The following is a 10076-nucleotide window of genomic DNA, read 5'->3' on the forward strand; positions in this document are numbered from 1 at the left end:
GGGTCTACCGGGTCAGCCCCTTGCGTACGGCAGCGACATCGTCAGAGGAGACCGCCGGGGCGGCGTTGCCCCAGCTGGCGCGCACATAGGTCAGGACGTCGGCGACCTCCTGGTCTTTCAGGCGCCAGGCCAGGGAGGGCATGGCGGGCGTAGTCGGTGCATCAGCCGTGTGCACGGCCTGGCTGCCGGCAAGGACGAGCCGGGCCAATGTTTCGGAACTGCCCTGCGCGACGATCGAATTGCCGGCAAGGGAAGGGAAAAGCACGCCTGACCCGGCACCATCTCCACCATGGCAAGCCGAGCAATTGTCGCGATAGATTGCCTCGCCCGTTGCCATCCGTGTCGCGTCAGGCTTTGCCGGTTGGACGCTGTCGACATCCGAGCCCAGGCTCTTGAGGTAGACTGCAACCGCCTTGAGATCGGGATCGGTCATTTTCGACGTGGAGTTCTCGATGGCCTCCGCCATCGGACCTGATGCAATCGAATGCGCGTTGACGCCGGTCTTGAGGTATTGGACCAGATCCTCCTGAGACCATTTCCCAAGGCCCGATTGCGCATTGTTGGTGATGTCGGGGGCAAACCAGCCTTGCAGGGAGGCACCTTGCAGGAACTCGCTGTCCTTGTCGGCGCCAAGGAAAGATTTGGGCGAGTGGCAGGTGCCGCAATGTCCAGCACCCTGGACGATATAGGCGCCGCGATTCCACTCCGCCGACTTGGAGGAATCCGGCTGAAAGCTTGCCTCGGTAAAGTTGAGGACATTCCAGCCCAGCATCGCCAGCCGGATGTTCAACGGGAAGGGCAGCTGATTGGCCTCGACCTTGTTCGATACCGGTTCAACCGTCGTCAGATAGGCCCACAGGTCGGAAATGTCCCGATCGTTCATCCTGGTATAGGCGGGGTAGGGCATTGCGGGGTAGAGCCGCACGCCATTGTGGCCGATGCCTGACTTCATCATGCTGCGGAAATCGGCTTCCGACCAATTGCCGATGCCCGTTTCGCCGTCGGGGGTTATGTTGGGCGGGACAAGCATGCCGAACGGCGTTTCGAGCGGCAGTCCGCCAGCCAGCGGTTTGCCCCCGGCCTGCGTATGACAGCCTGCGCAGTCGCCGAGCACGGCCTGATACTGTCCACGTATGATCTGGTCCGCCTGGTCGGCACTCCGTGCCGGGCCCGCGTTGAGGGCCGCGGCGCCGATGGCGAGCGTGAAAACGAGCTTGTTCATGCCTGCACCAGGGGTGCACCGGGATTGCGCAGATATTGATTGCGGATGGCATCGGCGGCACGGAAGGCGAGCGCGCCGACGGTTCCTGTCGGGTTCTTGCCGGCATTCTGCGGGAAGGCCGACGCGCCGATGACGAAGACATTGGGGACGTCCCAGCTTTGGAGGAAGGTGTTGACCGCGCTCTTCTTCGGGTCCGTTCCCATGATGGCGCCGCCCGTATTGTGGGTGCTCTGGTAGGGGACGCTGTCCCAGCCCTTCTTGCGGCGGCCGACGGCGTACTGCTTGCCGCCGAGCGCCTTGGCGATTTCCTCCATCCGGTCGCAGACATAGTTCGACATGCGGATGTCATTGTCGGGAAAATCAAACGTCATGCGCATCAGCGGACGACCGAAACGGTCCTTGTAGGTCGGGTCGAGGTCGAGGTAGTTGTTGCGCGTCGCGTAACTGCTTCCCTGGGACGAGTAGCCAAGCGTGCTCCTGTAACCCTCGACCGTTGCCTTCTTCCAGGCGCTGCCCCATTTCGGCGTGCCGGGCAAGGTCGGCCTGGTTCCGATCGGGCGCCCGTTGGTGGGAATGCAGTTGATGCCCGCGCCGCCGACGAAGTCCAGCGCGCCGTGGTCGAACGCGTCACCATTGTAATCGTCGATCGTCTGACCGAGCGCGCCGGCGGCGATGAACGGGTTGAAGTTCTTGTCGTCGAAGAACACCTGCACGCCGGCATTTGTCTGGTAGCAGTAATTGCGCCCAACCGTTCCTTCGCCACTGCCGGGGTCGTAGATCTTGCCGATGCCGGACAGCATCATCAGCCGGGCATTGTGCAGGCCGTAAGCGCACAGCAGCACCAGATCGGCCGGCTGGAAATATTCCTCGCCTGACGTATCGACATAGGTGACGCCGCGCGCCGACTTGCCTCCGGGGGCCAGCTCGACATGCAGCACCTCGCTGTCGGTGCGAACCTCGAAATTCGACTTCTTCATCAGCACGGGAAGGACGGTGGTCTGGGCGCTTGACTTCGAATAGTTGGCACAGCCGAAGCGTTCGCAGAACCCGCAATAGGTGCATTGACCCATGGCGATGCCGAGCGGGTTGACATAGGCCCGCGACATGTTGGCGGATGGGGTCGGGAAGGGATGCAGGCCGATCGACCGGCCGACCTCGGCGAACAGGGTTGGCGCGTAGGTCATCTGCATCGGCGGGTTCGGATAATCCCGCGACCTTGGATCCTCGAACGGATTGCCGCCTTCCTGCAACTGCCCCTTGATATTGCCGGCCTTGCCCGAGATGCCTGCCAGATACTCGAACTGGTCGTAATAGGTCTCCATCTCCGCGCCGGTCACGCCCCAGTCCTCGACCTGGAGATCGGCGATTCTCGATGCACCGTATTTCTTCGTCAGATTGGTCTTTATCTGAAAGTCCGAATCCCAGAACCGCCAGGTGTGGCCGTTCCAGTGGACGCCGGCGCCGCCGACGCCGTTGCCGGGGAGAAAGGAGCCGAAATCGCGCATCGGCAGCGCCTTCTGCGACGGGTCATTGCGCACCGTCATGGTTTCCACGGTCGGCTGCAGGAAGAGGTCGCGCCGGATGCTGTAGCGCAACTCGTCCTGCGCATAGCCGATGTTGAAATCGGTTGCCGTGTCGCGCCAGGGGCCGCGCTCTATGGCCACCACGTCCAGGCCCTGATCGGTCAATTCGTGGGCCAGAATGGATCCCGTCCAGCCGAGGCCGACGATCACGACGTCTTTGCGAGGCAGTATCTTGGTCATGATCAGGCGCCTTTGCCGAGCCATTCGGGACGCCCGATGATCGAGACAGGCGGATGCGGATATGGCTGATTGTGTTTGCTGACATGGTCGCGGTAGTCGTAGCGGGCACCTGGAAAACCAAGCATGCGCCACGAGACCATGTCCTTGTTGCCGCCATAGACGGGGTCGGCAAAGAACCCTTCCATGGTGTTCTGCAGCAGAAGCCCGAAGAAACCGGGCCCCTTGACGCCATTGGGCAGGTCGACTTTCCCGGCCTCCATTGCCGTCAGGAAGGCATCCTGTTCGGCCGGTGCGAGCTCGACGAATGTCTTGCCGTCCCGCTGTTTCAGGAAGGCGTCGATGGCGGCAAGCCCGGTGCGGTAACGCTGCGCCGGATTGGTCTCGCCCTGATAGCCCTGGGTGGGCAGTCCAGGCAGAAACGGGCCTTGCGTGTAAAGCCGGCTCGACGCTCCGAACGCCCCCATCAACTGCCTGTCGATATAGACGGCGCAACCGGCTTCCTTGCCGCCCATGCTGAGCTCGTCGGCCGGAATGATGCGGTCGACGATCGCCTCGACAAGGGCTGCTTCCTGGGTTGAGAAAAAGTGCCAGCCGCCGGCCACGACCTGCGTGGGTTGATCGGATGCCATTGGCGTCCAGGGCAAAGTGCCCGAGAACGATCGCGCAAAACCGGCCGATGTCGCGGTTGCCGTAAATATTGCGACCGAGGACAGGAAAAGACGCCGATTCATTCGAACAGGATTGCGATGGTTCATATTAGGAATCTCGAAAATAAGAGAACGCGCCCGGGAAGTGACGCCCAAGTAATCATGACAACGATAGTTGGGTTAATCCGCAGATCGAATGCCGATAGACTGCGAGATGAAAATGACCTCGTCAACCACATCACAAAATCGTTGGCGAGGGTTCGGTCGACTGCCGATCGGGTCTGGGTGTGTTGTTGAAGCCGGATGGCTGCCCGAAAGTCGGGCCACGATCCCGCGAAGCATCCGGCCTACCTGCCCGGATGCTGGACCGATAGAAACAGCGTCGTGCCATCAGGCATGAATCAGGAACCAGCCACTGACCGGGTGGCGTTCGAGGTCGCGGTCAATGCCAGGCCCACCGCGACGCATCACCAGGCTCTCAAGATCCCTTGATCATACTTGCTCAGCTGGCAAGCAGGCTAATGAGTTTACGACCTGGACGACACCTTGTAGACTAAAAACCATGGCGCTCAAACGGATGGACAACATAGGAATCGTCGTCGATGACCTTGAAGAGACGATTGGTTTCTTTGGCGAGCTCGGCCTTGAGCTCGAAGGGCGGGCTACGATCGAAGGAGAATGGGCCGGACGTGTCACTGGACTGGGCGATCAGCGCGTCGAGATTGCCATGATGCGGACGCCGGACGGCCACAGCCGGCTCGAACTGTCCCGTTTCCTCACGCCGCCTGTCGTCGCGGATCACCGCAACGCCCCGGTAAACGCCCTGGGCTACCTCCGCGTCATGTTCACTGTGGACGACATTGACGGGACGCTCGAAAGGCTCCGCAATCGCGGTGCGCGGCTCGAAGGCGAAGTCGTCCAGTATAGAGACGTGTATCGGCTATGTTACATTCGAGGGCCTGGAGGGCTTCTCATCGGGCTCGCCCAAGAACTCAGCTGAGCGCAATACGCTAAGCGGCCTCCCGCTTCGGCACCATCTGCTCATCCATCCCCGGCCGATGGCCGCGCAAATAGAGCGCGCAGGTGGTGCGCAGCATCGACGCAAAGTTCGGGATGGCGCCGTTGATCTCTATGGCTTCGTCATAGAGCTTGGAGATGAATTTCGGCGTCGTCAGGTTCTGGTTTTCGGCGATCTCGTCGAGCAACGCCCAGAATGTTCCTTCAAGCTGGATGCTGGTCGAGTGGCCGTCGATGCGAATCGAGCGGTTGATCTGGCGATAGCCTTCGGGATCCTGGCCCGCAAACACCCTGCACATCCGACAAACCTCCCATAATTGTTGGTCTTGGGTGGACGGGCGTGCAGTTTGATACTGCTTGACCTGTCCCCACATGCATTCTCGGGCAAAATCGCCGCCACGGCAATCGAACTTTTGTCCTTGTTGGCGATGGAGGACGGTTCACGGCTTCGGGCGTGGTAACCGGCTGCCACCACCTTATTGTCCGTGCCGCGCATAATCGTCTCCACACCAGAGCGGAGACTGATTTGGCCAAGGCGATCCACAGCATGATCCGGGTTCTCGAAGAGGCCCGGTCCGTCGATTTCTACAGAAACGCCTTCGGGCTCGATGTCGCCGACAGGCTGGATTTCGAGACATTCACGCTCCTTTACCTCAGCAATGCCGAGGCAGGGTTCGAGCTCGAACTGACCGTGAACAAGGCTCGGCAGGAGCCTTACGGGCTCGGCGACGGCTACGGTCACCTTGCGGTCTCGGTCGCCGATCTCGACGGCGAACATGATCGTCTCGGTGCGCTTGGCCTCAATCCGAAGAAGATCGTCGAGTTCAACCGCGACGGGTCGCTGATCGCGCGTTTCTTCTTCATCGAGGACCCCGACGGCTACAAGATCGAGGTTCTGCAACGCACAGGTCGCTTTCAATAGGAGACATTGCAGCCGCACCGGCAGGTAGCGCCAGCAACGGCACTCTCAAGGGTGCAAATAGCAAGCAGGGAGGAATAAAAATGGTCACGATCTATGACGCGAAGCCTGGGCTTTCACGTCGCGAGCTTCTCAAACGCGGCGGCATCGGCGCGCTGCTCGTCATCTCCGGCAGCGCCGTCATCAGCCCCGAACATGCCTGGGGGCTCGAGACATCGGCACTCAAGCCCGAAACCATGGCGACGCTGATCCAGATGGCGCGCGACATCTATCCGCACGATCAGGTTCCGGACAAATATTACGCCATTGCCGTGAAAGGCCACGACGAACAGGCCGGCAAGGACGCCGCCTACAAGGCGATGCTCGAGGACGGCATCGCCGACCTCGACAAGAAGTCCGGTGGCGGCGGCTATCGCGGCCTTGGCTGGGAGGAGCAGCGGGTCGCCGTGCTGAAGCAAATCGAGGTGACGCCATTCTTCCAGGCCATCAGAGGCGGCCTCGTCGTCAGCCTCTACAACCAGAAAGAGGTGTGGCCGATCTTCGGTTACGAGGGCGAGTCCTATTCCAAGGGCGGCTACATCGCGCGCGGTTTCGACGACATAGAGTGGCTCTGAGCCCGTCGTTCCCGAACCCGCAAACAGAAATCATGGGAGGAAACCATGGCAGCTTCATTTGATCTGAACAACGACGGCGTGGTCGTCATCATCGGCTCGGGCGCCGGCGGCGGTACGCTCGGCAACGAACTCGCCCAGAAAGGTGTCGACGTCGTCATCCTGGAAGCCGGCGCGCGCCACGAATACGAAGACTTCGTCAATGACGAGTGGGGTTCGTTCAGCCAGCTCGCCTGGACGGACAAGCGCACCACGTCCGGCGACTGGCGTGTGGCCAAGGATTTTCCCAACCTGCCGGCCTGGATCGTCAAGTCGGTCGGCGGTTCGACCACGCATTGGGCCGGAGCCTCGCTGCGCATCCAGGAGCATGAGTTCAAGACGCTGTCGACCTACGGCAAATTGGAAGGCGCCAACCTGCTCGATTGGCCGATCACGCTGGCCGAGCTGGAGCCCTACTATGCCAAGGCTGAAGCCAAGATGGGCGTCACCGGCACCAATGACTGGCCGCGGCTGCCGGGCAACAACAATTTCAAGGTGCTGAAGGCCGGCGCCGACAAGCTCGGCTATAAGGGATGCCACACCGGCAACATGGCGATCAATTCGGTCGATCGTGACGACCGCATGTCTTGCCAGCAGACCGGCTTCTGCTTCCAGGGCTGCAAATGGGGCGCCAAATGGTCGACGCTCTACACCGAGATCCCCAAGGGCGAGGCGACAGGCCATCTCGAAGTCAGGCCGAACGCCATGGCGATCAAGATCAACCACGACGCTAGCGGAAAGGTGACCGGCGTCGTCTACGCCGACAAGGACGGCAAGCTGCAGGAGCAGAAGGCGCGCATCGTCGCGGTTGCCGGCAATTCGATCGAGAGCCCGCGGCTGCTGCTCAATTCGGCATCGGGAAAATTCCCCGATGGACTTGCCAACTCGTCGGGTCAGGTCGGCAAGAACTACATGCGTCACACCACCGGCTCGGTCTATGCCATCTTCGACAGACCGGTGCACATGTATCGCGGCACGACCATGGCCGGCATCATCCGCGACGAGGCGCGGCATGATCCATCGCGCGGTTTCGTGGGTGGTTACGAGTTCGAGACGCTGTCGCTCGGCCTGCCGTTCATGGCGGCGTTCCTCGATCCGGGTGCCTGGGGGCGCTCGTTCACCACCGCACTCGATCACTACGACCACATGGCCGGCCTGTGGATCGTCGGTGAGGATATGCCGCGTGCGGAGAACCGCATCACGCTGCATACCGACGAAAAGGACGCGCACGGCATGCCGATCGCCGACGTGCATTTCGACGACCATCCGAACGACACCGCGATGCGCAACCACGCCTACAAACAGGCCACGGCACTTTACGATGCGGTCGGCGCCACCCGCACCTTCCCGACGCCGCCCTATCCGTCGACCCACAATCTCGGCACCAACCGGATGAGCGAGAAAGCGGAAGACGGCGTCGTCAACAAGCACGGCCAGGCGCACGACATCAAGAACCTGTTCGTGTCCGACGGCAGCCAGTTCACCACCGGGGCCGCCGAAAACCCGACCCTGACGATCGTGTCGCTCGCGATCCGCCAGGCCGACTACATCGCCGCGCAGATGTCGGCCAAGACGATCTAGTCACATCCTCCCGACAGACTGCTGGCGCGGAACCCGCAAGGTTCCGCCCCTTTTTTCCTTGCCGCCTCATTGCTTGGTGCAGGTCGAGGCGGTGAAGGCGCCGTCGGGCTGCTTCATGATGATGTCGAAGGAAGGCGCGGTTTCACCGTCCAGCGCCGCCTGGGTCAGCGACAGTGAATTGCCGCCGGCGGTATATCCGCCCAGCGGCCCCAGCCACGAGATCACGCCGTTTGCGTCCATTTGGTAGTTATAGCCCTGCCGCGCGGTGCCGAAGACGCCGAGGCTGCTGTAGACGGGGCCGCTGTAGACGTTCCCCTTGATGGTGATGTCGCCGAGGCTGAGGAACATGCCAAGCAGGTACACTTCGCAATGATAGGCGCCGTCAGGCATCTTGCCGTCGCTGAAATCGGCTCGCGCTGCCCCGGTTGCTGCCGTCAGAAGTACTATGCCGATGAAAATACGTGAAATACCTGAAACCATGACGTCGCTCGCTTGAAGAGCGAGCTTGCCCTATTTTTGCACCGCACCGCAACATCGGTCGCCTGAGGCACTGGTGAGATCAAAATCTAGGCAGATTGGGCAAATGATCGAAAAATAGGCAGCAGCTGCGCAAGCTGCGCAAATTTCCCTCAATCGATTTCTGGCCACCTCTCTTTGTTTTGTAAGCTCTATATTCCAAGGTGCTGATATCTCTAATTTATTTGTGCCCTTTCGGGATTGCCAGAGCGGTTGGCATGGGGGTTGCTTTGTAGTGTTGCGGTGCAATCAACCAGCTTGGGAGTCCGTCATATGAGGGGTAATTTCTCGACAATAACAAAAATGTTTTCGGCGAGCGTGGTCGCCGCCGGCCTGTTGATGTCCGCTCCGGCGAAGGCCGCCGACGACACGATCAAGGTCGGCATTCTCCATTCGCTGTCGGGGACCATGGCGATTTCGGAGACGACGCTGAAGGACGCCATGCTGATGCTCATCGACGAGCAGAACGCCAAGGGCGGCCTGCTCGGCAAGAAGCTCGAGGCGGTCGTTGTCGATCCGGCTTCCAACTGGCCGCTGTTTGCCGAAAAGGCGCGCGAGCTGATCTCCAAGGACAAGGTCGCGGCGGTGTTCGGCTGCTGGACCTCGGTGTCGCGCAAATCGGTGCTGCCGGTGTTCTCGGAACTCGACAACATCCTGTTCTACCCCGTCCAGTATGAGGGCGAGGAAAGTGAGCGCAACGTGTTCTACACCGGTGCGGCGCCAAACCAGCAGGCCATTCCGGCCGTCGACTATCTGATGAGCGAGGATGGCGGTTCGGTGAAGCGCTGGGTGCTGGAAGGCACCGACTACGTCTATCCGCGCACCACCAACAAGATCCTCGAAGCCTATCTGAAGGCCAAGGGCGTGGCTGCGGAAGACATCATGGTCAATTACACGCCGTTCGGCTTCTCCGACTGGCAGACCGAGGTTTCGGCGATCAAGAAGTTCGGTTCGGCCGGCAAGAAGACCGCCGTCGTCTCGACCGTCAACGGCGACGCCAACGTGCCGTTCTACAAGGAACTCGGCAACCAAGGCATCAAGGCCGAGGACATTCCGGTCATGGCCTTCTCGGTCGGCGAGGAAGAGCTTGCCGGTCTCGACACCGCGCCGCTGGTCGGCCATCTCGCTGCCTGGAACTATTTCGAGAGCATCGATACGCCCGAGAACAAGAAGTTCATCGCCGACTGGCACAAGTTCATCAAGAACGACAAGCGCACCACCAACGACCCGATGGAGGCCCATTATATCGGCTTCAACATGTGGGTGAAGGCGGTCGAGAAGGCCGGCACCACCGATCCGGACAAGGTCATCGACGCCATGATCGGCGTCTCGGTGCCGAACCTGACCGGCGGCTATTCGACGATGATGCCGAACCACCACATCACCAAGCCGGTGCTGATCGGCGAAATCCAGGCCGACGGCCAGTTCGAAACCGTGTCGCGCACGCCGGGCCTGGTGATGGGCGACGAATGGTCCGACTATCTGCCTGATTCCAAGGACCTGATCTCCGATTGGCGCGCGCCTCTGTCCTGCGGCAACTTCAATGTTGCCACCGGCAAGTGCGGCGGCAAGGGCACGAACTGATCCCTCCCAGGGCTGACCTAGTCAGACCGCGCGCGTGCCGGCCGGGGTCACCCCCCGCCCGGCCCCCCCCAAAAACAAAAAAGGGTTAAAAAAGACCCAATAAAAGGATTTTTAAAATTTTTTTTTTTGGTTTTGGGTTGAGTTAAAAAAAAAAGACGGGCCCCCCAAAAAAAAGGG

General features: G+C 60.8%; 10 protein-coding genes. 5 read left to right on the forward strand and 5 right to left on the reverse strand.

Translation table 11 applies throughout. The features are described 5' to 3' along the window. Positions 1-4: 4 nt before the first annotated feature. The 3 genes from NKI99_RS27625 to NKI99_RS27635 are packed head-to-tail and all read right to left on the reverse strand — an operon-like array spanning position 5 to position 3614. A complete protein-coding gene (locus NKI99_RS27625) occupies positions 5-1222 on the reverse strand; it encodes a cytochrome c (RefSeq protein ID WP_352612814.1) in 1218 nt (405 codons plus the stop codon). Beyond that, entirely contained in the window at positions 1219-2985 is a 1767-nt protein-coding gene (locus NKI99_RS27630) for a GMC family oxidoreductase (protein WP_352612815.1), read from the reverse strand. The genes NKI99_RS27625 and NKI99_RS27630 overlap by 4 nt, the downstream gene beginning before the upstream one ends. A 2-nt stretch (positions 2986-2987) precedes the next feature. Beyond that, positions 2988-3614, reverse strand: a complete 627-nt coding sequence (locus tag NKI99_RS27635) for a gluconate 2-dehydrogenase subunit 3 family protein (protein WP_352612816.1) — start codon at positions 3612-3614, stop codon at positions 2988-2990. 580 nt (positions 3615-4194) lie between these two features. On the opposite strand from NKI99_RS27635, the gene NKI99_RS27640 reads away from it, so the two are divergent. Continuing rightward, positions 4195-4632 (forward strand): VOC family protein, encoded by a 438-nt coding sequence (locus NKI99_RS27640; RefSeq protein WP_023813016.1) that lies wholly within the window; start codon positions 4195-4197, stop codon positions 4630-4632. 10 nt (positions 4633-4642) lie between these two features. On the opposite strand, the gene NKI99_RS27645 is transcribed toward NKI99_RS27640, so the two are convergent. After that, the gene (locus NKI99_RS27645; protein ID WP_023813015.1) at positions 4643-4948 is read right to left on the reverse strand and encodes a ribbon-helix-helix domain-containing protein; all 306 of its coding nucleotides are present in this window, start codon (positions 4946-4948) and stop codon (positions 4643-4645) included. Between the two features lie 227 nt (positions 4949-5175). Between NKI99_RS27645 and NKI99_RS27650 the strand changes: the two genes are divergently transcribed. The 3 genes from NKI99_RS27650 (at position 5176) to NKI99_RS27660 (ending at position 7799) form a co-directional block, all read left to right on the forward strand. After that, positions 5176-5571 carry a VOC family protein gene (locus NKI99_RS27650; RefSeq protein ID WP_352612817.1) on the forward strand — a complete coding sequence of 132 codons (396 nt, stop codon included), beginning with the start codon at positions 5176-5178 and terminating at the stop codon, positions 5569-5571. 80 nt (positions 5572-5651) lie between these two features. Next, entirely contained in the window at positions 5652-6182 is a 531-nt protein-coding gene (locus NKI99_RS27655) for a gluconate 2-dehydrogenase subunit 3 family protein (RefSeq protein ID WP_352440303.1), read from the forward strand. Positions 6183-6227: 45 nt separating this feature from the next. After that, a complete protein-coding gene (locus tag NKI99_RS27660; RefSeq protein ID WP_352612818.1) occupies positions 6228-7799 on the forward strand; it encodes a GMC family oxidoreductase in 1572 nt (523 codons plus the stop codon). A 66-nt stretch (positions 7800-7865) separates the two neighbouring features. Here NKI99_RS27660 and NKI99_RS27665 read toward each other — a convergent pair whose 3' ends face one another. Continuing rightward, the gene (locus NKI99_RS27665; protein WP_352612819.1) at positions 7866-8279 is read right to left on the reverse strand and encodes a hypothetical protein; all 414 of its coding nucleotides are present in this window, start codon (positions 8277-8279) and stop codon (positions 7866-7868) included. 309 nt (positions 8280-8588) lie between these two features. On the opposite strand from NKI99_RS27665, the gene urtA reads away from it, so the two are divergent. Then, a complete protein-coding gene (gene urtA, locus NKI99_RS27670) occupies positions 8589-9899 on the forward strand; it encodes an urea ABC transporter substrate-binding protein (protein ID WP_127258859.1) in 1311 nt (436 codons plus the stop codon). The last annotated feature ends 177 nt before the right edge of the window (positions 9900-10076 follow it).

The organism is Mesorhizobium sp. M0239 (assembly GCF_040321815.1).
In the GTDB taxonomy this organism is placed as follows: domain Bacteria; phylum Pseudomonadota; class Alphaproteobacteria; order Rhizobiales; family Rhizobiaceae; genus Mesorhizobium.

What these genes read in the sequence shown, in the direction of transcription:
- NKI99_RS27625 (WP_352612814.1), bottom strand. Translation starts at nt 1,222, where the DNA reads ATGAACAAGCTCGTTTTCACGCTCGCCATCGGCGCCGCGGCCCTCAAC.
- NKI99_RS27630 (WP_352612815.1), bottom strand. Translation starts at nt 2,985, where the DNA reads ATGACCAAGATACTGCCTCGCAAAGACGTCGTGATCGTCGGCCTCGGC.
- NKI99_RS27635 (WP_352612816.1), bottom strand. Translation starts at nt 3,614, where the DNA reads ATGGCATCCGATCAACCCACGCAGGTCGTGGCCGGCGGCTGGCACTTT.
- NKI99_RS27640 (WP_023813016.1), top strand. Translation starts at nt 4,195, where the DNA reads ATGGCGCTCAAACGGATGGACAACATAGGAATCGTCGTCGATGACCTT.
- NKI99_RS27645 (WP_023813015.1), bottom strand. Translation starts at nt 4,948, where the DNA reads ATGTGCAGGGTGTTTGCGGGCCAGGATCCCGAAGGCTATCGCCAGATC.
- NKI99_RS27655 (WP_352440303.1), top strand. Translation starts at nt 5,652, where the DNA reads ATGGTCACGATCTATGACGCGAAGCCTGGGCTTTCACGTCGCGAGCTT.
- NKI99_RS27660 (WP_352612818.1), top strand. Translation starts at nt 6,228, where the DNA reads ATGGCAGCTTCATTTGATCTGAACAACGACGGCGTGGTCGTCATCATC.
- NKI99_RS27665 (WP_352612819.1), bottom strand. Translation starts at nt 8,279, where the DNA reads ATGGTTTCAGGTATTTCACGTATTTTCATCGGCATAGTACTTCTGACG.
- urtA (WP_127258859.1), top strand. Translation starts at nt 8,589, where the DNA reads ATGAGGGGTAATTTCTCGACAATAACAAAAATGTTTTCGGCGAGCGTG.